Below are 22,581 nucleotides of genomic sequence, written 5' to 3' on the forward strand. Positions count from 1 at the left end.
CATTTGCTGGCACGAACATAACAAAGTGTATGCCCTATCGGGCACATCATATTCGAACAATTAGAACAACTGTACGATACGCTAACATGATCGATCCGTTGGTCACAAGCAGCCGCATGGTGTTCTATACCCCCAAGTTCGAACCTTCGTGCTACCATGTGGGCAAATACGGCAATTGCTAAACACAGTTTGACGAGCCTTACTTCCACCCGATGGCAACCGTCAGGCCTGCTGGATCCGTCTCACTGTTACGACACAACTTTCCCGTCCTCACTGCCGCAAAGGAACCGCCAGATATGCCCCGTGCAAAATTCGAGCATCAACTCACCGGACGCCAACGGCGCATTTTGGACGTGATCCAGGATGCAACTGTGCTGCGCGGATACCCGCCAAGCATTCGGGAAATCGGCGAAGCAGTTGGACTTACCTCCACCTCATCGGTGTCTTATCAGCTCAAGGAGCTCGAACGAAAGGGCTATCTGCGGCGCGATCCATTTAAGCCACGTGCGGTAGACGTTCGAACCGCCCCGCGCAAGATTGAGCCGACCCCTCGTGCAAGTCACTTGGAAACCGAGACTGATGCTCCGCCAAACCATGAGGGTGTCGCTTTTGTTCCCATGGTTGGCAGTATCGCCGCCGGCAATCCCACACTGGCAGTGGAAGAGACCGAGGCCTACTACCCGATCCCTGAAGAGCTAGTCAGCCCCGGTGAACTCATGATGCTCAAGGTGGTCGGGGAATCAATGCGTGACGCAGGGATTCTTTCCGGCGACTGGGTTGTCATCCGCCGTCAACCAGATTGCGAACATGGCGATTTTGTCGCAGCCCTCATCGACGGTGAAGCAACGGTCAAGGAATTTCGCCGCACGACACTGGGACCGATCTTGCATCCACACAACTTGGCCTTTGACGATATCCGCGCCCGCGACGCTGTCATTCTTGGCGTAGTTGTTACCGTACTGCGAAAGCTCTAACCATCAGCTATTCCAGGCTTAAACGCATCAACCTGGATTAATGCGTAGTAGCGGTGGCGACCGGGAGTAGTGTTCTACCTCGCCGACACTGCAACGCCCCGCTAGTTACCGAACACAGTAGCCAGACCCACCCCAGCGGTTCCTATGCTTCTTACCGCAGAGATTCAAGCAGGCGACTCCGTTGTTTGCGCTTGCACCTGTCAGGCGACGGTGCCCGACCCAACACAGATGATTTCCTGAATTGCCTGAGTATGTGGTTTTCGACCGTGCTTCGCGGGCGAAAACCAACAAAAATGGGCAGATACCCAATGCTGGATCCTGATCTTACGCTCGCCCGCTCAACACTGAGCACCCCCATGTGGGTGATTTTTACTGTCACTCACGGATGGTAAATGTTGCATTAGTTTTGATTGCCACCAAATCCCACATAGGCGCTTTAACCTGCAGATATATCACTGGAAGTAGGTCTGCAGATGTGAGTTTTTCGTTCCAATCGCGCCGAGATTCAGAAATGTTGACAGCAAATCACCTTTGTCTGTGTCCGTTTTTTGGGGTTATTCGTGACAAACTGGACATCAGATATGCGGTAGGAGTCCAGTAGCGGATGCTTCGCCAGTATCCGTCATTGGTTGCTCTACTGCACCACTTGCACACGTCTTTAGTCCGCTTTGCCAAAGGAGCGCCATGTACGCCGAAGAGCGCCGTCGACAAATCGCCTCACTCACAGCTGTCGAGGGGCGTGTCAATGTCACCGACCTGTCGAAGCGGTTCAACGTTACCGCCGAAACTATTCGACGCGACTTGGCAGTGTTGGATCACGAAGGAGCTGTTCACCGGGTGCACGGTGGCGCGGTTGCCAGCCAGAACTTCCAAACCACAGAGCTGACTGTCGACGCGCGTGCAAAAAGTGCGCTGAGCGCGAAAAATGCGATCGCTCGTGCCGCCATGGACTATGTGCCTGATGCCACCGGTGGCATGTTCCTTGATGCTGGTACCACCATTAGTGCCCTCGCCGAACAGATTGCCCAGCATTCTTTGGCTAGGAAATGGACGATTGTCACCAACTGCTTACCAATCGCTATGCAGATGGCTAGTGACGGCGTGGAAGAAGTTCAGCTACTGGGTGGTTATGTGCGTGCTATCACACAAGCAGTGGTGGGTGACACCGCACTTCGTACTCTGGCATTAATGCGGGCTGATGTGGCGTTTATCGGCACCAATGCGTTGACGCTTGATCACGGCTTGTCGACTGCGGATTCGCAGGAGGCAGCGGTCAAACGGGCAATGATTATCAACTCCCGGAAGGTGGTCGTGTTGTGTGACGCTTCCAAGATGGGTTGTGACTACATGGTGAGCTTTGCTGGAATTAACGATATTGACGTGGTCATCACCGATGCGGCGGCACCGCAATCATTCGTGGATGCGTTGAGAGAACGCGGTGTGGAAGTCGTTCTCGCGGGCTAACTTTTGACGATGCTGGGCAGCATTTGCCGGATTCTTGCATGGACATTGAGCAGGTGACACCTGGCCTGGCGAAAGGTAAGGATTGTGATGAGTGTTCCTACAGCTTCCCGCCTACGGGTGGTGGTGGGTCGTCCTATTGACCAACGGCGTACGAGCTACAGCACGAATCCAGGGGCGACGTCGTTGCTGTCTTTTGAGGGGATGTCTCCTACCCCTATCGGCCGAGGGTTAGCGGTTGCTGATGCACTGATCACCGCTGGTAAGTCGGTCGAGGCTGTCATTGCCACCGAGGTGGATTCCGCACTCCGTGAGGCCACTGTGGAGCGTTTTCCCGCTGCTTGTCATGTTGCAGCGGAACTGCCTGCACCACGGGTTATTGTGATGGACACTCCCACCTCGGCGCCGCAACGCTACACCAAACAACTTGCCGAACCAACCAGCGGCGAACAACAGGAGTTGACGGAAGCGATTACGCAGGCTGTAGCTTCCGCACCCGGAACGGTGACAGTGATGGATATCTCTTGTATGTCTCCTGCAGCCCGTGGTTGGCGCAACGAACTGATCAAAACAATTGCCGCTCCTGTGGTGCTTCTTGCCGGTAGCGATGAACCGCTTGCGTCAATGGCAGGGACGAACGCTGATCGGCTTACAGTTACCGTGCAGCTTCCTGCACTCCCCCAAGAAGCTGAGGTGGTAGCGCAGGCAGCAGCTGCTGCATCCACGCAACAATGGTTCATGATCGGTTGCAATGATGGGCACTGGGTGTTGTGCACTGGCGAAGAGCGGGGTTGGCGTGGTTACGCAGGTGTTGGTCGGCAACGGGTAGCGGATACCGAACCGCTACTGTGCGCCGGGGTTGCTGCGGCACTGGCATCCGGTGTTACCGATGCGTTACAAGTGTTTGCCCGAGGGTTGGCAAGTATTGGTCGTCGCCAGGTTGTGGAAGACGATCCGGCTGGGATCGGTTATCGGATTATCGAAGGCCTGCACTAGGCTGCATTAGTCGTTTGAGGCGCTAGAACAGTAGCTGTCAGCAAAGCCGCCACCAGATCGTAAGTCTGGTGGCGGCTTATGCTTTGTGTTGCTTCCGTATCCGAAGCCTCAACCTCGTATAGCCTTGGACAGCTAGATTCGGCAGGTAGGTGATGCGTGCCAAGGGCGCGGGCTTAATCACACAATCCTGCCTTTTTGGCACCGCTGCAACGCTGCTCTTGCCAATCCTTTACTGATTCCTGTTGCAACAGCACGATGGAATCCCACGGATTGGGTCGCAAGAGAAGTTGTGCAGCGGTGCGTTGTAGATGTGCAGCGAGTTAGGCGTCTGCAAGCAGTGCACGGACTGCTTCCTTTGCAGCGCGTGCACCGGCGGCATCAATGGCAGCCAATGCTGCTTGACGGCAGTCGTCGAAGGTGACCTGAGACAGCTTCGCACCAACACCAGCAATTGCGGTGGAGGCGGCCGACAGCGAGTTCACGCCTAAACCGGTGAGTACACAGGCCAGCAGCGGATCAGCGGCAGCTTCACCACAAACACCGACGGCAGTGTTGGTTTTCGCACCAATCTGGCAGGTGTGTTCGATCAGGCGAAGCACTGCTGGCTGCCAGGGATCGGTGAGGTAGGCCAGCTGTGGGGAAAGCCGGTCGGCAGCCATTGTGTACTGGGTGAGGTCATTGGTGCCGATAGAGACGAAGTCCAGATGAGGCATGATTTTGTCGGCCATCAGTGCTGCTGCAGGAACCTCAATCATGGCACCAGCCACCAGGCCGCGTTCTTTACACAGACCAGAGAACCATTTTGCTTCCCGGGCGGTGGCCACCATCGGAGCCATAACCCAGGTTGGGGCGTGGTCGCCACGGCCGGACTTTTCAGCGGCAAGGGCGATAGCGTCGAGCTGCCGGTGAAGCAGCCCTTCGTTGCCGCGAGCAATACGCAAACCGCGCACACCCAGTGCTGGGTTCATCTCGTCGGCAAGCGACGCGAAAGCGACTGGCTTATCTGAGCCTGCGTCGAGGGAGCGAACCACTACCTTCGATTCGGGGAAAGCCTCAAACACCTTGCAGTAGACATCGGCCTGGGCTTCGACGGTTGGTTCCTCTGTGGCGGTAAGGAAGCACAGCTCGGTGCGGAACAGACCAATACCTTCAGCCTGGGTGGCTGCGGCTGTGCGCGCTGCCTTGCCGTCTTGCACGTTAGCCAGCAGCTGTACACGGTGACCATCAGCTGTTTGGGCAGGTCCGCGCCATTCAGCAACCCGCCGCGCCATCTCTTCCCAGCTGGCGACAGCCGCGGTAGCTTCCGCCTCGTCAGGGTGGGTAACAATCGTGCCCAAGGAACCGTCAACCATCACCGGCGTTCCAGCGGTTACTTCAGTAGCCCCAGCACCGACAGCAACGATGCACGGCACGTTGAGTTGGCGGGCAATAATCGCGGTGTGGCTGGTAGGACCACCGAGCTCAGTGACCAGCGCAATAAACAGATTCGTGTCCAATGCCGCGGTGTCAGCTGGGGACAGGTCATCGGCAAACAACACCACTGGCTCGTCGACAGCTGGCAGACCTGGCTCTGCTTCGCCGCGCAGCTCTGCGATGACACGGTCACGGATATCGCGCAGGTCAGTGGTGCGCTCCGCCATCACCCCACCGGCTGCCTCAAACATGGAAATGAACTTCGTGGTAGCAGCGACGACCGCATATTCCGCCGGATGGCCAGAATTAATATTTTTGCGAACTGTCTTGCGCCATCCCCGGTCACGCACCAGGCCAGCTGTGGCTGTGAGCACCTCGGATGCGGCACCGTGCGCCGACTTGCCACGTGCTTCGAGGCGTTCTGCCACAGTGTCTGCAGCAGCCACAAAGCGTTCAAATTCTGCCGGGCGGGATTCTTCCGCCGTAACCGGGCCGGAAGTTGGCAGCTCCGGGCGGGGAGTAATCCACACTGCTTTGGCGTAGGCGATACCTGGCACCACAGCGGTGCCTTTGTAGGTGTTGGACTGCTGAGTTTCAGCCATGGATCATGCTCCTAAACAATCTACGAACGTTCGTTATCACTTGTGCGTCGATGATTTTTTAACAAAAAATTACCGCCCGAGACCACCACAACTTCCCAGCAAGGGGTCTCCAACACTTGTCCCACCTAGAGGATTGCGAGCAGCATTCCGTGCATAACCCTTCACTCCGACGAAGGCGACCTGTGCTGATCGCCTCGTCGGAATGTGTAAGCGCCACACCGTGATTCCCTCTCATAAGGTGAAACGCGCAGCATCCCCGCGATGGTGTTCTTCCTTATCAACCGGCCGCCTGTCAAGCTTTCGCGCCGTCGAACTTCCCCGCTGCTCCGTCCACTCAACGGTGTACGCCAGCTTCGGACGACAACTTCACTAGACTTCGCCTAGCGAACCAGCGCCTTCCACAGTTCCACAACAGTGCAAGTCTGCATTGTTGCCGCAGGTGACCAAGGTGTGCCACTGCATGATGTGACCGTTTCCGGGGCTGATCAACTCAACACGGCTGCCATGTGACAGCCATAACGGTATGCCCAATTATATGCGCTACTCAACACTGGCTCACTGATTGCGCCGCACGTAACCGAAACGTTATCGAAGAGATCTCACCTGCCGCATTTTGTGAGCTTGTCGATAAACTCCCCCAACTATTGGGCAAAGCGGGAAAAAATAAGGCAGAATCAGCCCCGGCACTATTCGTTCCACCAGCAGGTTTAGCGAACAATCGCTGCCTTTCGACCAACCGATCGCCCATCCGATCAAGGCGCCGAAGAAAGGTTGCATTGCTCAGACAACCACCGCGCAGCTGCTGCGAAAGTGTGACACATCCCATTATGGAAATCTCTAGTAGGAAACATATCTGAACTGCTTTCGACGCATTTTCACCAAGATCTCCTGCTATTTTCCCTTCCACGGTTCGTCACACCTTTCCCAACATCGCGCATGTTGCAGGGACATCGTTTACGGGCAGGATCCGCTTCGTATATGGGGTGCCGCAGGTTTCCTCTATTTTCTTTTTGCTTGGCGACAAGCTTGATCGACAGATTGCCACCGATGATAGTTACGTTCACCCCGAACCCGAGTCTTGATATAACTTTCACTGCTGATCACGCGATACAGCGTGGCCAAGTAGCTCGGATGGCAACCTCGCAGACCATCGCCGGCGGCAAAGGGGTCAACGTCTCACGTGTCACCCACGCCATGGGACACTCCACCCTGGCAATCGTGCCGTGCGATCCGCAGGATCCCTTTGTACGTCTGCTCGCACTATCGGAAACCCCATTCGAAATCATTCCCACTGATGTACCGGTTCGCGTCAACACCACCCTTTCCGAGCCCGGCGGAGTAACCACCAAGCTCAACGGGCCTGGCGCTTTACTAGACGACAGCGCCCAACGTGCTGCCGCGAGTATGCTGCTGCGCCGACTCGGTGGCGCCGACTGGTTGGTGATGGCTGGCTCGCTTCCACCAGGCGCACCAAATGATTGGTATGCGCAGCTTGCATGGCAGGCCAAACAGCGCAATCCGCAGCTCCATGTCGCTGTCGACACCTCTGGATCAGCTTTATCGGTACTCCTGAACCCGACAATGGCTGCACCCGTTGATGTGTTTTGCCCAAACACGGAAGAACTTATTGCTGCTATCGACGCACCTGTCACCGCGGAAAGCATTGAAGACGCGGCGCTGCTCGGGGATTTTCGTCCTGCTGTGCAACTAGCTCAGCCAGTGATTCGGCGACTTACCAACGCCCACCATCGTCCAGTGATGTTGCTCACGCTTGGGGCTGCTGGGGCACTGCTGGTTTCTGCCACACAGATCCACATTGCCACTGCCCCTTCCATTTCTGTAGTCAGCACCGTCGGCGCGGGCGACTGTGCGCTCGCTGGATATGTGTGTGCTGCCGCCAACCACGCCCCCGCACCTGAGCGTCTCACCCAGGCAGTGTTGTGGGGTTCAGCAGCTGCAACGCTTCCCGGCACCGCTGTACCAACCCCTGCCCAACTCACCGGACTCCACACAACAACCACACACTTTTCGCCAACCACCACTAAGGTGTGACCAATCCCAAAGTGGTTTTACTCCCCAATACCGACAAAAACCGTTAGGCTTGACAGCTACAGGGCACGTAGCGCTCACCGGCACACGCGGATGGCGCTCTTCGTCGCCCAACATCACAACTTGGCAACCCGTTCTGCGAACGGGTCGTCACACCGACTGGTGCACGCTATAAAGACATTGCTCTGCGGGCGACACCAGTGATCTTCCACCATTGAAAGGACCATAATCTCATGGCATCAAAAACCGTGATCGTAGGCTCCGCTGTCGGCCTCCACGCTCGTCCCGCTTCCATCGTTGCTGATGCAGCCAGCGAATTCGACGACGACATTGAACTGGTCAAGGTTGGCGGCGACGATGAGCCTGCCGACGCTGCCTCTGCCATGATGATCATGGCTATGGGTGCAGAAAAAGGCGACCAGGTTATCGTGACCTCTGACGATGAAGCAGCTGTGGAAGCAATCGCAGCGCTCATCGAAAAGGATCTCGACGCCTAAGAACACTTCGCTCTCCTGCAGCGACCACCGTCACCGAAACGGTGCCCCCCTTTTTATCGAAGGCCAAAATTGCAGGATAAGCACAATAGTTCACGCGCCACCGCCTAACGAGGATCACCCCTCGCACCGCGGTGGCGCGTTGCTCTTTGTCTCGCCAGCACCACAATCCAGTCAGGCGAAAACCCGATTGTGGTGTTATCACTTCACGATGCGATCGCGGTGCTTTCAACAGCAGAATGTTCCGGTATGTCCGCAGCAGTCTTGCCAAGCCGCGCCTCTGTGGCGGACGGTTCACTATACTGAACCCGTCAGGCGCCAGCGGGAGTGGAACATGCGCATCCGGCTTTCCACTTGCCGAATCGCCTGCGCCACGTTGTATCCGCAGCGTGCTGACAACACAATCTTGTTTACCACCCCGACGGGAAGGATCCTCCCAGGTGCGATTCCGCAAGCTCGTAGCAACGTGTACCGCGATGGCGCTGACCTGCGCCACCCTTAGCGCTCCCCCGCAGGCGCTCGGCGCCGATCAGCCTTCCCGGCCAACAGGTCCGCGATATATCACTATCACCATTGCGGACAACACTAGCCCGAAACTGTGCCGATTCAGCGCAAATACTGACATTGCCGAAAATCCGCTGGCTGGAGCGTTCAACCAGTGGGACACTTTCCTCAACTTCCGCAACACCCTTCGCGAGAAGATTCGTGGACATTTCCCCCAGTTGCAAGACTCATTCGCAGCACTTGACAAACTTGCCCGCGAAGGGGGTGCCACCGCCGACAATGCAACGTATTCCACCGAATACGACACCGTTGCCAACGCCATGACCGCGGCCGGCTACAACGAGGCGGAAGTCTATCTTGCCCTGCAGGGAACTGACCAGTGGAAAGAAGTCAACGACCTGTTCTCGCAGCAATCTTTGACCCTACTGCCGGATATGGATCGCAAACGAGCCGCCGCATGGCTTCGCCAACCGAGCGATGCAGCAGATTCCATCGACCAGGCAGCCGCCGACTTTATCCGTTCCGCTGGGAAACTTCGTCAGTGGAACTATGATCTGTACCACAATGCTTCCCTGGCATTGTTGGGCGATCTTCCCGCCGGCGACCCCATCGAAACCAACACCAAAGAGGCAACCGCCTTGCTGCCGCATAAACTGGTCGCTGTTACCCGGCAAGCCGTTAGCGGTTGTGATGAGTTGATGCGAAAGAAAGACCTGCTTGACGGCACCCTTAGCTCTGATACCTCCAGTGACCCGTTCGCCGGAATGTCTTCCGACAACAGCAAAGGCAATCTGTTTACCGGGTCAACTGAGCTGTCATCGGGTGAAGGTACCTCGTCTAGGCAAGACTTAGCCGAGCTTTCCTCCACCGACGGTTTCGATCCGTTTTCGTCGAATAACTCCGATGAAGCTAACCGGAAGATCGGTCTGCTCATTGCCTTGGTGACGATGCTTGCCCTGGTAACCAACATGCTGGTGCAAGCAACACCGATCGTTCAGCAGCTCAACGAAAAATTGGAGGCTGCCATCGCCGAACGCAACACGGCAGATCAAGCAGCTCCTGCGGCGAACGCTTAAGTCACCGACACATCCCCGCTTCTGCTCACGCGGATGGCGCCTAGTTTTGCAGCTATCTGTGGAATCAATAACAACCAACACCCCTGGTTTGCCGAGAAGTTCTCGGCCAACCAGGGGTGTTGCAAACAGTGCTGCTCTATAAGCTAAAGATTCGAGCCACTAGCGGGCACGTTTGGCCAGCAGCTGTCCTTCGCCCATCTTGTTATAGAGGGCAAGCAGTATTGGATACAGGATGATAATGCCCGCCGAGCCCCAGGCGATGCCTTGCAGTTCGAGGCCGAAAATGCTGAGCGTAAGGTTGCCGATCCCGGCGATCAGAGCAACAGCGGCAGCCATCAGGTTGACCGGATTGTTGAAGTCCACCTTGTTGTCCTGCCAGATTCGCACGCCGAGCATACCGATCAAACCGTACAACACAATGGTTGCACCACCCATCACCCCAGGCGGCAGCGTGTTAATCACTGCCCCAAACCGGGGAACAAACGCCAACGCGATTGCGGTAAGTGCAGCAACCCAATAGGCGGCAGTGGAATACACCTTGGTTGCGGCCATCACCCCAATGTTTTCTGCATAGGTGGTAGTACCCGATCCACCAAAACCGCCAGCGAGTGTTGTCGCCAACCCGTCGGCAATCAGCGCATCGCCGGCTAAATCATCCATATTGCGGCCAGTCATTGCAGACACCGCTTTCACATGCCCCACATTCTCCGCGATGAGCACGATGCACACAGGCAGCGTCACCAAAATGGCGGAAAGCTGGAATTGTGGGCTGTGGAATGTTGGCAAACCAATCCAGGCTGCATCGCGGACTGCCTGCATCGACTCGTCCGTTAACTGTCCAGTGGATGCCGCATAGATCCAACCAATGACCACACCGGTGAGAATCCCCAGGCGGGCAAGCATGCCGCGACCCGCGATCGAAGCAAGCAAAATTCCGGCCAGGGTAACTACTGCTACTGCTGGCTGTTTCGCAAAATCAGCAGCAGCCACAGGAGCGAGATTCAATCCGATCAACGCCACGATCGCACCTGTTACAGCAGGCGGCATGACAGCATCGAGGGCACGTTGCCCAGCAGCTTTCACCACCACACCGATACCGATGAGCACCAGACCAGCAACCAGAATCGAACCGATTTGGGTACCGATCCCCTCCCCGGCGGTGGCCATCAGTGGGGCAATGAAAGCAAAGGAGCTACCTAAATAGGAAGGAAGCCGGTTGCGGGTTACCAGCAAAAAGATGATAGTTCCCAACCCGGAGAACAACAGGGTGGTGTTTACTGGGAAACCAGTCAATGTTGGCACCAGCAGCGTTGCCCCGAACATGGCGATAACATGCTGCATGCCGATGCCGATTGTGCGCGGCCAGCTGAGACGTTCTTCCGGGGCGACAACCCCGCCCGGGGTGATATGACGACCGTCACCGTGGACGGTCCAGTGGGGAATGACACTCATACAGCCCATTATTAACTATTACTCGTGAAAAACTCACACCAGCCCAAGGTTCACCGCCAGCATGTTATACCCGCACCAGTAGATGTTCCCACTGCCACAGGCCCCATCGGCACGACCCGGTAAGCGCTATCGACCGGCTGTGTTAGAGAAAATCAAAAGGCTGGCTAGCTGCCAGGGCGGCAGCGATGGCAATTGCCCGGTGCGCATTACTCCCAGCAACAGTGAGCACCAAGGCATAGCGAGACGGTGTGTCGCCAGCCATATTGCTGTTAAACCCAAAAGCGGGAACCACCACAGAAACCATGTCACTGTCAGTCAATGGCAGCAGCGAATCCGCCCGACTGATCACACCGTCACAGGCATCATTGGCGCACTGGTCAAACAGTGCAGTGACGCTGTGGCGAGCCTCGGCAAGAATCGCACGTGCCTGCTCACTATCCATGCCAAATGGTGTCGCAGTAGCTGCGAGTTGCCCCAAACCATAGGGCATCGTCGCTGGCTCTTGCTGGTAGGCAGCGATCAATTCAGCAGGTGTGATCGTTGTCCCAGTTGCCTCGCTGAGCTGCCGTGTTACAGCTTCCAACAGCAGCACCTGCTGCGCTTGACGAAGTGGCAGCGTTGCTAACGTCTCGGCGGCAGCCGTAGCACCTGCTGAAAATGGGCTCAACCCAATATGGTGTTCGGCAAAATTGGCACTGAACTGTTCAGTAAACGGCTCATCAAACGCCAGCGCTACCGATGTGCCGGCGGTTCCGGCAAACAGTTGTTCTGCACCAGGGGTGCCATCGCCCTTTGCTGCTTTCGTCGTAGCGTTGGCGCGCGAACTCAACGGCGCTGTAGCAGCAGCATCTGCACGCTCACCTGTGGTACTTGCAGCAATTTGCCGCAAATCAGCGCACAATAGATTACCTAGCGCTTCCAAATCGGCTAGCTGCCGCGCCATAATCCCCAAGCGACGCGGATCATCGTTGGTACTCGCAATCGACGCACTACAACTCGATGGGAGCACACTTGCGTAGACACCAGCGGTAATCGCTGGAGCCGTGATCGCCTCGGCAACGTCATACACAATCGCCGCATCAGCAAACTCGGCGTTTAACGCCTGCGCTGCACCAGCCTGTCCAAAACCCGGTGAACGATGCAGTGGATCACGAATATCAAGCGTTTGCCCACCAAGATAAGAGTATCCATCTGGGTTCGCGGTAAGCAGACCTTGTAATTCATTTGCGGCACTGTGCCCAATGACAGTGATTCCATGGTCCCGCAGCACACCGTACACGCCGTCTACTGCAGCAGCATCAACCTCCGCTTCATCCGCGGCAGGATCAGTTGCCCTCGCTGTTGACCGCGCAGACGCAGCATTCGACACCCCTGCCGACGGCGACATCGACACTGCAGAAGACCCCGGAGTCGAAGTCGAACGGTCTGCAGCCTCGGCATCCGACAATGATTGCATATTCGCGCCCGACAAAGATCGAACTGCGGCACTCCCTAACGTGGTGGGCACACCTGGGATTGGAATGTTATCGCTGACCGTCACCACCATCCCCGCCACAGCATGCTCGCCAACCAAGTTGTCGGCCGCGGCAGCGTCAGCCACCAGCGAGGGATTCACCGCCGACACCGCCCGCAGATACGGGTTGCGATCATTAAGGTTATTGGCGTAATAATCAGCCCCCAGCGTTGCTGGAGCACCAAATTGCCGCCGCAAAGCAACCCTGTCAAGAGCAGATTGATTCACCATGGCGAAACCAAGCTGACTGCGCTGCGCAGGGGTTAAGGAACCTCCAAGACCAGCCAGCGACACAGGCCGCACAGCAAGAGCTCCTTGCGAGAAATTGCTGCTGTCGGTGATCGCAGAAACTGCCGCATCCCGATGCAAAGGATTGCCATCAATACTTGCCACAGCTGTGACACTCGCCCACGTTAAAATCCCAGCCCCAGCCAGTGACAAGGCGATTTTTTTGCCAATATCTCCACCCATGGCAACCCTAAATTCTCCATTTCCACCACGCCAACGCAATCCAGCTGCCTGCCGCAGATCCGCACACTGATCAGACCATCATCTCAACGACACGAGTGCAGTCGTGCCCCAACCAACGCCTCACCACCATCGGCACGGCACCAAACCGTCAATTCACCAACACCATGCTCCCAACCCGCCTGAAGAAAACACCTCACGCCTTGCAGCAATATGCCAAAGACGGCGCACCGGTCACCTAGTGTTGCGTTGCGGGATCGGTATCAACATCAGCATCAACCGGTGTTGCCAACGCTTCGGTCGAATCTTGGCCATCAATAGCAAACTCCGCCAAACTCGCTGCCACCGACTGCGGTGCACGCACTTCCAACCTGGTGCCGTCGGCTGTGTATTCCTCCGCCAGCACTGTGGCCTCTTGGTGCAATTTGGCTACTAGCTCACCTCGGGTAAATGGGATGAGGTAAACCCCATGGACATCAAGAGTATTAAGGAACACCTCCACCCTGGCATGCAGTTCTTTGATCCCCTCCCCGGTCTTCGCCGACACAAACACCGCATCATCAAGTGCATGCCGTAAATGGGCCAACGTCAACGGATCGGCCGCATCAATCTTGTTCACCACAATGATCTCCGCGGGGGCAACCACACCCTGTTCACGAACAATCTCACTGATGACCTGATTGACAGCATCAATCTGTTTCAACGGAAACGCATCTGAACCGTCGACCACATGGAGTACTAAATCGGCTTCGACGACTTCCTCCAACGTCGAACGAAACGATTCCACCAGCTGGGTGGGCAGATGTCGCACAAAACCCACAGTGTCGGTAAACACCACCGAGCGGCCATCGGCAAGTTGGGCGCGCCGGGTCGTTGGATCGAGCGTGGCAAACAGCGCATCTTCGACAAGCACACCAGCGCCGGTCATCGCATTAATGAGAGAGGATTTACCAGCGTTGGTGTAGCCGGCGATCGCAATTTTCGGGATCACCGAGGCTTGACGCTTTGCCCGTTTGACCTCACGGGCGGTTTTCATACCTTTCAGCTGATGCCGCAGACGAGCCATTTCCTGCCGCAGTCGACGACGATCAGCTTCAATCTTCGTCTCACCAGGGCCGCGCAATCCCACGCCACCGTTAGAACCGGCACGGCCGCCAGCTTGCCGTGACAGTGCTCCACCCCAACCGCGAACGCGTGTAATGAGATATTCGAGCTGTGCCAACGCAACCTGGGCTTTACCTTCCCGGGACTTTGCATGTTGAGCGAAAATGTCGAGAATCAGCATGGTGCGGTCAATAACTTTGACGTCCAGCGCTTTTTCAAGGGCGATCATCTGCCCTGGGGAAAGTTCACCGTCGCAAATCACGGTGTCTGCACCGGTTGCTTGCACAATGGTTTTGAGTTCATCAACTTTGCCGGAACCGATATAGGTGCCAGCATCTGGCTTGTCGCGTTTTTGGTAGAGCAGGTCACAGACCTGGGATCCGGCGGTTTCTGCTAGCGCTTGGAGCTCTGCCAGGCTTGCTTCGATCTCTGCGGTCGTCCCTGAGGTCCACACCCCAACCAGCACAACTTTTTCTAGGCGAAGTTTGCGATATTCGACGTCGTAGCCGTCATCTTGTTCAGTGGTGTGGGTGTTAGAGGTGCGCGCCAGTCGCCGCAAAGAGCTGCGGGCTTCCAGGTCAAGATCACCGACTGTCGGCAGTGAAGCTTCGGTGACCTGCGGACTCGTGGAAGATTGTTCTATGGGCGAGTTGTCCTTGTCGGTTGCGCGTTCCGCAACAGGCTGGTGGTCGTGGAATGCGTCGGCGAGGATTTTCTCTGTTGTTTCTTTCATCGGTACTTATTCTGCCATGTCGGCCCCTGATTCGACGGTATTTCACCTGTACGCTGTGCGCGAACGAAAGCTGCTGTGGAAGCAATCCAGCTGGACAGGTATCTCCGGTGCCACCTGGCTCGACCTTAGGTTTCGCGTGAATACGCAGTGAGCGGGTGCAAGATGCTGTCGTGGGGTTGTCGCGCCAGGGTTTGACTGGGTGACTTAGACTGGTCGCTATGACTAACGATTTGAAAACCATCGGCCTTGACTTTCCAACCTGGGTTGATGCGGTAGAGGCTGCGATTTCCTCTGGTCAGCTGGTGGTCACCGGTGAACTTGGTGATGGCCAGCTGGTGCAATTTGATGATCCGTCGGGTGCACGCATCGTCATTTTGGCAGCAGATCCGTATTCGACTTGGGCGGGGTTTGCTTCCACCACTACCGCCACCGGCCATGTGTCAATGATTGACCACACGTTGGCCTACATTGAATTTATTGACGACGATGGCCAGCAGATCGCTGCGGTATGTGCGACGTTGGCGCAAGGTCCGCTGTTGGTCAATGAACCAGTGTTGCCGTGGCAAGAGGTAGCGATTACTGCTCTTGGTATTGACGTCACGTTGCATGATCCGTCGGATCCTTCCTGCCCGACGCAGGGACGCATTGAGTCGCCGGGGGCGAAAATTATTGCTGAACATGACGGGTCGAAAACACCAGACGCGGCAGCAGTGATCACCGCCCGCCTAGAGGGCGCGGAATATCGAATTAATTCGTTGACCGGTCAGCGGTTTATTCACGCCACGCTGCGTACACCGTTTGCGCTCGATATTGTGCTGGCGGACGCCGATACTTTGCCAGCTGATGGCACGGTTGTCACCGGCACGGTGGCGTTAGCAGCTTCAGTCAATCCGCCCGCAGGCTGTGGTGGCGGCCGGGCTGGTGGCTGTGGCTGCGGTGGCGGCGGTTGCGGCTGCTAACAGCTCCAGGTGAGCGATCCTGCGGTGGTTTTTCCGGTTCAGCCACCGCAGGTGCGTTTCACCTACAGGGGGCGAACAATCGGCTAGTGGAAGCAGTAGCGTGGGCAGGTGCAAGCAGTAGTGTTTGCCCCAGTTAAATCTTTCAGTGAACACATGTTGTGGTCGCAGGTGCTTGCTAGCTACTGCAAACCGGCCAGGATTCATCACACGGTGGGCGGGACTTCTTTCGTGCCACCGTGGGCGCGGGTTGGAGGCAAGGAGTCTTGTTGTGCCGCTTTCCGCGCGACCGTGTCGCAAAGCATCCCGCACCGGCATCCCTGCAGTGTGCTGGGGTCTACCGGCAAAGATCGCTGCCAGCCGGTGGAAGCATTGGCTACGTGATCACAATCTGGCAACGCGGAGCGGTTCGCGAAACCGGATATGTCTGTCACAGTGTTTCTCCAAGACGCCAGATCCCGTAAAATACCCCCAAAATAGGGTGGAATCCACGCGGCGGCAAAAATCATACCATTTTGGCCGCAACTGAACACATTCGTGGTCGTGAGGATTCTAGCAGTCCTGCTGCCACCCGCTGCATTAGCCATAGCGCATATCTGACTCCATCTGCGCCGCCGATATTGCTAGGGTTTTCAGGCGTACCGGCACTTGCCAAGCAACACTTGCTTTTCCACCACTAACGTTCGGTATGTGACGCTGCTTCACTTACCTTGCTAGCATCGTCGGTGAAGGCGAACTGCCACCCACATTTTGGTGTTTTACCAGCAAATTTTGGCAAAACTGCCGCATGTGGTGACCTCGCAGCAGCGAATCTGTATTGCACTTTGCGGTGGTGGCCACCTGACGTGCTGTGCTGTTCGCTTGCGGTTTCCTTACCGCCGATGCAAGGTGCACCCAGTCCGCACAACGCTTCTTCGTTGTAGTAAAAGGAATGTCTGTTCATCATCATGCCTGATCCAATGTTCGACACGGCTACCGCCCGGCTTCGGCTGTGGTGGCCCTACCTTGTCGTCGCTGGATGCTGTGCTGTGCTTATTGGGCTGCTGCACATTCCTGGTGTTGTGATCGCCTTACTGCTGGTGATGTCGATGATCGTATTGTTGAAGGATCGTGGCGTCAGCGAAGAAGCTGAAGCGCTGCGTAGCTCAATCCGACTGTCAGCAGAAGACATCATCGAAGTGTTGCGCAGCTATGAGGAATTTTTATCCTCCAGTGAACCCACCGTGGCGGAAGACCGCGGGGAGCATCGTCCCGCCCTTGCTGATCCTGACTGTGACGATGCCGAAATTGCGGCGTTTTTCTGCGCTGTCCCTGCCGCGAAACGGTATTTAACCAGGCTTGACTACCGCCTTCGGCGCCGTATGACCGTTGGACAACTTGAAACCTTGCTGCAGCTAACCGACCAGCGGGCTGTAGAACTCGCCGAGTTGTGGTCGGCTGCCCGCCGGCGGGCTTTACGACTCGGTGGCAATTATCAGAAGCGGGCATCATAACCGGAAAGCGCTGCTGATCACCGCTCCGTTGACACTTGGCACTTCCCCGCTGCACCCGAGCACGCCTCGCTGTGGTGGTTCACCCACACCAGCCCGGCTCCACCAGTGATCGCAACACGATGGTGCACTGTGCCCATCTCCCGGCACGATCCCGCAGCATCGCCTGTAAGCGCACCGTAGTCATGGTGTTCACCGACAGCCACCAGCTTCCTCCGGATGCTGGGATGTCGGGAATCTACCTGTTTCCGGCAGGAATTGTTGCGCACTGACGGATATGTTGGCGCAACTATTAGCGCGTTAGCGCCGCTTGGTGCTTAGCGCTGTAACACCGTAAGGGCCTCGGTTTTTACCAAACCGGCAGCGTATAACACCGAAGGGCCGGTGAGTTCAGCTCGCCCGTTGGGGTAGATCGTCACCTGGAGCGTGCCACCAGGTTCGTGCACAGTGACCTTGCCGTGTGTTTTTCCCTGATCGGCTAACGCAGCCATGGCGATGGCAACCGTGCCAGTGCCGCAGGCCCGAGTTTCCCCGGCACCACGTTCATGCACACGCATATGCATCTCCCCGTCGGCGTTCAGTGTTGTTGCAATCTCGACGTTCACACCGTCCGGGAAAAATGTTTCATCGACCACAAACTGTTGTTGCACCGGTAAGTCGGCAAGCCCTGCCGCATCAAGCCCCGGGACAACACAAGCAAGATGTGGATTGCCGGCATCAATTGCTAGCCCGGCAAATTCTTGTTGTCCCAAGAAACAGGTGGAAACACCCGTTACAGTTGGGCTGCCCATATCGACGGTGACTTCAGCGAAATGGTCAGTGCATTCGCCTATATTCACCGGCCGATTACCTGCCCTGGTGGCCACATCGAAAGAACGCACCGATTCCAGGCCTCGAGCCAGCAAAAAGTGGGCAAATACTCGCACCCCGTTGCCGCACATTCCGGCAATGGAACCGTCAGCGTTGCGATAGTCCATAAACCATGTGTCATGCGACAGGTCACCGGGAATCTCGTCGATGATACCTGCCGCAAGGAGGGCTCCGGCGCGGGCGGCACGGAGCACGCCGTCGGCACCCACCCCGCAACGCCGGTCGCACAGCGCCCGCACGAGATCTTCGGTGAGATCGATTTCTGCATCCGCATCCAACAGGATGACAAAATCGTTCTCGGTGCCATGCCCCAAGGCATATGGAAGTGTGCTCATGTGCCAGATTGTAGTAGACCGACTGCCTGGTCGCCGGGATTCCCCGCAGCATCTAGCCAACAGATCCGGGGATCTTTGTGAAACCACGACCGTTGCCGGCGCACATACTGCCGGGTGGCGATAATCGTGCGTTCCACTGCTTCCTCATAGCTGAGCTGTCCGGCAAGCATATCCATCACTTGGGCATAGCCGATCGCCCGGCCAGCTGTGGAGTGGCGAACCAACCCGGCTTCCTGTTGCAGGCTGCGGACTTCCTCGACAAAACCATTCGCAAACATCTGCTCAGTGCGCGCAACAATCCGCGGATGCAGCCATTCGTTGGTGGTGTGCAGCCCCAGCTGAACAGTGCCATATTCGGCTGGTGCCCCAATTGGCGGTTTTGAAGCACTAAAAGGCTTGCCCGTGAGATCAATCACTTCCAAGGCACGAACCGTACGGCGCACATCATTCGACTCAATAATCGCCGCCGCAGCAGGGTCACGGGAAGCAAGCAAACCATGCACCGCACCGATGCCGATCTCATCAACCAAATCGTAATATTGCTGCCGCAGCTGCTGATCCGTTGGCGGGAACTGCCAATTATCCACCAGCGACTGGATATACAGCATGGAACCACCGACAATGATCGGACACACATTCCGCGCCATCAACGCCTCAATGGTGGCCCGTGCCCGCTGCTGATAGTCGGCAACAGACGCATCCATTGTCACCGGCCAAATATCCAACAGGTGATGCGCAATCCCTTCCCGCTCGCCGGGAGCCAATTTGGCGGTGCCGATATCCATCCCCCGATAGCATTGCATCGAATCAACGTTGACAATCTCCCCACCGAGCGTTTTCGCCAAGGTGATCGCCAGCGCACTTTTCCCGCTTGCTGTAGGCCCCACCACCGCAATCGGGGTGGGATGCTGCCACGGCAAACCAGTTATTGCTTGCCGGGAGTCACTGTGTTGCACCTGATCTTCCACCCCACCACTGTAACAATGCGATCCACCCTGGCCGATGCAGCGCACCGGGATGCAAACAGAGTAGAATCACACAAAACCCTGCGCCGTCACGGCAACCCCACTTGCATTTACTGCAGTGTCGCGCCGATTCGTACGTCCCGCACGGTTGAGCAAAGTCAATGGTTTTTTTCACTTCAGCAAACCCACTGAACAAACCCAGGTGGATAAGCAGAGCTAAAAAACCATGTCCCACTTCCCGGCAGCCGTGATGCGCGGCACGAATCTGATCCTTGGAGAACCTCATGAGCAACCGGCCAATCCCCACCCCAGGCCCCAAACCAGGCAAACAAGCTAGCAGTGGCCGAGTCCCTGTCACCCCGGTCGTTCTTCCCGCAAGCAACCCAGCCGATTTCGGTCGCGTCGAAGCCGACGGTGAAGCCTACGGCACCGCTGTTGACGGATCAGAGTTCCATCTTGGCTCCTATAAGGCCGGCAGCCCCGAAGAAGGCCTTGCCATGTACGGCAAACGCTTTGACGACCTGGCCTGTGAAGTAGAACTGTTTGCTAGCCGGCTGGCCAGCCATCCTCAAGAAGCCAATCACATCAAACAGCAAGCCACCCAGGTGCAAGAACAACTGCCCAACCAGGCAGTAATCGGCGACCTGCCGCGCCTTGCTGCCCGCCTCACCGAAATCATTGCTGCCTGCGAAACCACCGCCGCCCAGCAGGCTGAACTGCGCGCCAAGCAGAAGCAAGACGGCATCGCCCGGAAAACTGCCTTGGCCGACGAAGCAGTCGAACTCGGTGAACACTCCACCGAATGGAAGAAGACCGGCGACCGGTTTGGGGCAATCCTTCAGGAATGGAAAACTATCCGCGGCATCGACCGTGCCACCGACGACAAATTGTGGAAACGTTATTCGCAGGCACGTGAAACCTTCAACCGCCGCCGCGGCGCTCACTTCGCTGAGCTGGATCGTAGCCGTCAACAAGTTGCCCGCGTCAAAGAAGACATCATCGCACGCGCGGAAGCCCTGCAGGACTCCACTGACTGGCGGGAAACTAGCGCGAAATTCCGCGACCTGATGACCGAATGGAAACAAGCCGGCCGTGCCCAACGGGACGTTGATGACAAACTGTGGGCAAGGTTTAAGCAAGCCCAAGACCGATTCTTTGCCGCCCGCAATGCTGACCAGCAGCAGCGCGACGAGGAATTCCAGGCAAATGCCGCGAAGAAACAAGCACTTCTCGATCGCTACACCCCACTCATTGATCCGGATCATGACCTGGAAGGCGCCCGAAAAACCCTGCGTGAACTCCAGGATGAATGGGAAGCCGTAGGTTTCGTCCCCCGGAATCAGGTTCGCGAATTTGAACACAAAATCCGCGCGCTTGAAGACAAAGTTGCCGCCGCCGCGGATGCCCAGTGGCGGCGCACCGACCCCGAGGTGCAAGCCCGCGTCGCCCAGTTCGTCGCCAAAGTTGAAGAATTCACTGCCCAAGCAGCCCAAGCCGAAGCCAAAGGCAATACTGCGAAAGCTGAACAGCTTCGCGCCCAAGCTGCGCAATGGCAACAGTGGGCTGACGCTGCCCAACAGGCCGTCGAATCCTAAACAGACTGCTAAGAACAGCAACCCATCGTTTCTGATTCAGGCGCAACATTAAAGCGCACATGCAACGCCGCCGCCGACTAAACCAGGCTCCTGCAGCCTCAAGGGTCGGCGGCGGCGCTGTAGGTATTCGCCTTGTATAGATTCCCGGCGCTAGCCGAACTCGAGTACCGCACTTACTACACAGCACACAGACACATTCGCCCACAAGCCCGCAACACGCGGTACGCATCCAGCGCTATCACGACGCTGCTCCACTTGAGCATCCTTGGTGCTGGTCACAACACCATCAGCGCCAACTTCTGGTGCGAAAGTTTTCCCCTTTCCCTTGGGGTCGCGAAACACCGCTGACCGCTACCTCTTGTTGGTGTCCCCCGATCCTGGTTGCAATAGCAATAGCCCGCCGACACGTGACCCCCAGAATGGTCACTGCGCCGACGGGCTATCGATATCATTTTTGCCTTTAGTTGGGAAGGTCACTAAAAGGCCCGCAAGGTGATCAAATCCTGCGCTAGTGACACCAGCAGCCGGGCTCATGCATTCCCTGTGCTGCGAGTATCACCTATTGAGTATAACGACCTAGCAAGTAAGCTACGAACATCCCGCTAGAGAAATCACAAAAATTCTGCTGAAAACTCCCCGATTAGGGGTTGGTTTGCGGCTGCTGACCCTCGCCCCGCAGCATCCGGTCGCGCCGCTGCTTTGCCCGGGCACGGCGATTATCAGCAAATGGATCAACATTGCCTTGCCGTTTCGCCTCAAGCACTTCAAGTTGCGCCAATGCCAGCTCACTTTGCGGAGTGTACTTTCGTCGCTCTTTATCAAGCTCCCACTGCTGATCGTTGCGTTGAATCACCTGCAAGATCAGCACAATCCACACCACAAACGCCAACAGGGCAATAAGCCACAGCCCCACCCCAGGTCCGGTACCAAGATCCTCTGGGGAACGAACCTGCCGTTTCCACACCGCTAGCATTGCGGCAATCGAACTTGCCATTGCCACCACAACCCCGATTTGCGCCAATTGCCGATTGGCAGTGATCGCAATCGCCAAAGCTAACAGCATTTCAATGAGGACCGCGAACACATAAAACACCTCTAACCGGGAAGTGGAATGTGCTGCCGCAGTCGCAGTCCGAAACAGCACATCTAGCCCCTTCACTGCACCGGCATGCGGCAAGAACAGCCCGCAAACAAATAGCGCTACACAACCCAGCAGCAACCAGCGCGCACCACCAATAGGCAGTCGCTGCGCTGCTTGTTTCTCTTCCGCCGCAAGCTGCGCGGCAAGCTCTTCATTTTGTCCACTCATTACCGAGACAGCTCCTTTACTAGGATCAACATTGCGCCAGGCCTGCTGCAAAGCGTATCTGTGTCGCGCCCACATCACCCAACCAGCGAGATGACGCAAGCAAACAGCGTCACTGTACGCGGACAGCATCGTTGTTTCGTAGCGGATCACCCATGGTGCACGGCGACCACTGCCACAGCACAGCACCATCCGCCCAATCTGGCAACCCACCTTCAACGATCC

General features: G+C 56.7%; 16 protein-coding genes. 9 read left to right on the plus strand and 7 right to left on the minus strand.

What is annotated here, in order from left to right:
- The first annotated feature begins 296 nt into the window (after positions 1 to 296).
- From lexA to CCHOA_RS06190, 3 genes are all read left to right on the plus strand, one after another.
- On the plus strand, positions 297 to 974 hold the full coding sequence (gene lexA / locus CCHOA_RS06180) for a transcriptional repressor LexA (protein ID WP_245992091.1): 678 nt from the start codon (positions 297 to 299) through the stop codon (positions 972 to 974).
- Between the two features lie 684 nt (positions 975 to 1,658).
- The gene (locus CCHOA_RS06185) at positions 1,659 to 2,438 is read left to right on the plus strand and encodes a DeoR/GlpR family DNA-binding transcription regulator (RefSeq protein ID WP_123928281.1); all 780 of its coding nucleotides are present in this window, start codon (positions 1,659 to 1,661) and stop codon (positions 2,436 to 2,438) included.
- Positions 2,439 to 2,525: 87 nt separating this feature from the next.
- Positions 2,526 to 3,431 carry a hypothetical protein gene (locus CCHOA_RS06190; protein WP_123928284.1) on the plus strand — a complete coding sequence of 302 codons (906 nt, stop codon included), beginning with the start codon at positions 2,526 to 2,528 and terminating at the stop codon, positions 3,429 to 3,431.
- 320 nt (positions 3,432 to 3,751) lie between these two features.
- Here CCHOA_RS06190 and ptsP read toward each other — a convergent pair whose 3' ends face one another.
- On the minus strand, positions 3,752 to 5,446 hold the full coding sequence (gene ptsP / locus CCHOA_RS06195) for a phosphoenolpyruvate--protein phosphotransferase (RefSeq protein ID WP_123928287.1): 1,695 nt from the start codon (positions 5,444 to 5,446) through the stop codon (positions 3,752 to 3,754).
- Positions 5,447 to 6,493: 1,047 nt separating this feature from the next.
- Between ptsP and CCHOA_RS06200 the strand changes: the two genes are divergently transcribed.
- From CCHOA_RS06200 to CCHOA_RS06210, 3 genes are all read left to right on the plus strand, one after another.
- The gene (locus CCHOA_RS06200) at positions 6,494 to 7,498 is read left to right on the plus strand and encodes a 1-phosphofructokinase family hexose kinase (RefSeq protein ID WP_164472409.1); all 1,005 of its coding nucleotides are present in this window, start codon (positions 6,494 to 6,496) and stop codon (positions 7,496 to 7,498) included.
- A 230-nt stretch (positions 7,499 to 7,728) separates the two neighbouring features.
- Positions 7,729 to 7,992, plus strand: coding sequence for an HPr family phosphocarrier protein (locus tag CCHOA_RS06205; RefSeq protein WP_123928293.1), 264 nt, complete (start codon positions 7,729 to 7,731; stop codon positions 7,990 to 7,992).
- 437 nt (positions 7,993 to 8,429) lie between these two features.
- Positions 8,430 to 9,569, plus strand: coding sequence for a hypothetical protein (locus tag CCHOA_RS06210; RefSeq protein WP_123928296.1), 1,140 nt, complete (start codon positions 8,430 to 8,432; stop codon positions 9,567 to 9,569).
- A 159-nt stretch (positions 9,570 to 9,728) separates the two neighbouring features.
- On the opposite strand, the gene CCHOA_RS06215 is transcribed toward CCHOA_RS06210, so the two are convergent.
- From CCHOA_RS06215 to hflX, 3 genes are all read right to left on the minus strand, one after another.
- Positions 9,729 to 11,021: a uracil-xanthine permease family protein gene (locus tag CCHOA_RS06215; RefSeq protein ID WP_123928299.1), complete on the minus strand. Its 1,293-nt coding sequence runs from the start codon at positions 11,019 to 11,021 to the stop codon at positions 9,729 to 9,731.
- A 142-nt stretch (positions 11,022 to 11,163) separates the two neighbouring features.
- Positions 11,164 to 13,005, minus strand: a complete 1,842-nt coding sequence (locus CCHOA_RS06220) for an amidase (RefSeq protein WP_123928302.1) — start codon at positions 13,003 to 13,005, stop codon at positions 11,164 to 11,166.
- A gap of 235 nt (positions 13,006 to 13,240) precedes the next feature.
- A complete protein-coding gene (hflX, locus tag CCHOA_RS06225) occupies positions 13,241 to 14,839 on the minus strand; it encodes a GTPase HflX (RefSeq protein ID WP_123928306.1) in 1,599 nt (532 codons plus the stop codon).
- Positions 14,840 to 15,057: 218 nt separating this feature from the next.
- Between hflX and CCHOA_RS06230 the strand changes: the two genes are divergently transcribed.
- Together CCHOA_RS06230 and CCHOA_RS06235 are read left to right on the plus strand one after the other, a co-directional pair.
- On the plus strand, positions 15,058 to 15,798 hold the full coding sequence (locus CCHOA_RS06230; RefSeq protein ID WP_123928309.1) for a hypothetical protein: 741 nt from the start codon (positions 15,058 to 15,060) through the stop codon (positions 15,796 to 15,798).
- Between the two features lie 944 nt (positions 15,799 to 16,742).
- Positions 16,743 to 17,288, plus strand: a complete 546-nt coding sequence (locus CCHOA_RS06235; RefSeq protein WP_123928312.1) for a hypothetical protein — start codon at positions 16,743 to 16,745, stop codon at positions 17,286 to 17,288.
- 314 nt (positions 17,289 to 17,602) lie between these two features.
- On the opposite strand, the gene dapF is transcribed toward CCHOA_RS06235, so the two are convergent.
- Together dapF and miaA are read right to left on the minus strand one after the other, a co-directional pair.
- Positions 17,603 to 18,490 carry a diaminopimelate epimerase gene (gene dapF, locus CCHOA_RS06240; RefSeq protein ID WP_123928315.1) on the minus strand — a complete coding sequence of 296 codons (888 nt, stop codon included), beginning with the start codon at positions 18,488 to 18,490 and terminating at the stop codon, positions 17,603 to 17,605.
- The gene (miaA, locus tag CCHOA_RS06245; protein ID WP_123930928.1) at positions 18,487 to 19,410 is read right to left on the minus strand and encodes a tRNA (adenosine(37)-N6)-dimethylallyltransferase MiaA; all 924 of its coding nucleotides are present in this window, start codon (positions 19,408 to 19,410) and stop codon (positions 18,487 to 18,489) included. Before miaA ends, dapF begins: the two co-directional genes overlap by 4 nt.
- A gap of 329 nt (positions 19,411 to 19,739) precedes the next feature.
- Here miaA and CCHOA_RS06250 point away from each other — a divergent pair, with 329 nt between their 5' ends.
- Positions 19,740 to 21,050 carry a DUF349 domain-containing protein gene (locus tag CCHOA_RS06250; protein WP_123928319.1) on the plus strand — a complete coding sequence of 437 codons (1,311 nt, stop codon included), beginning with the start codon at positions 19,740 to 19,742 and terminating at the stop codon, positions 21,048 to 21,050.
- Positions 21,051 to 21,690: 640 nt separating this feature from the next.
- Here CCHOA_RS06250 and CCHOA_RS06255 read toward each other — a convergent pair.
- Positions 21,691 to 22,359 carry an Rv2732c family membrane protein gene (locus CCHOA_RS06255; protein WP_123928322.1) on the minus strand — a complete coding sequence of 223 codons (669 nt, stop codon included), beginning with the start codon at positions 22,357 to 22,359 and terminating at the stop codon, positions 21,691 to 21,693.
- Between the last annotated feature and the right edge of the window lie 222 nt (positions 22,360 to 22,581).

Origin of the sequence: Corynebacterium choanae (assembly GCF_003813965.1) — a bacterium.
In the GTDB taxonomy this organism is placed as follows: Bacteria; Actinomycetota; Actinomycetes; order Mycobacteriales; family Mycobacteriaceae; genus Corynebacterium; species Corynebacterium choanae.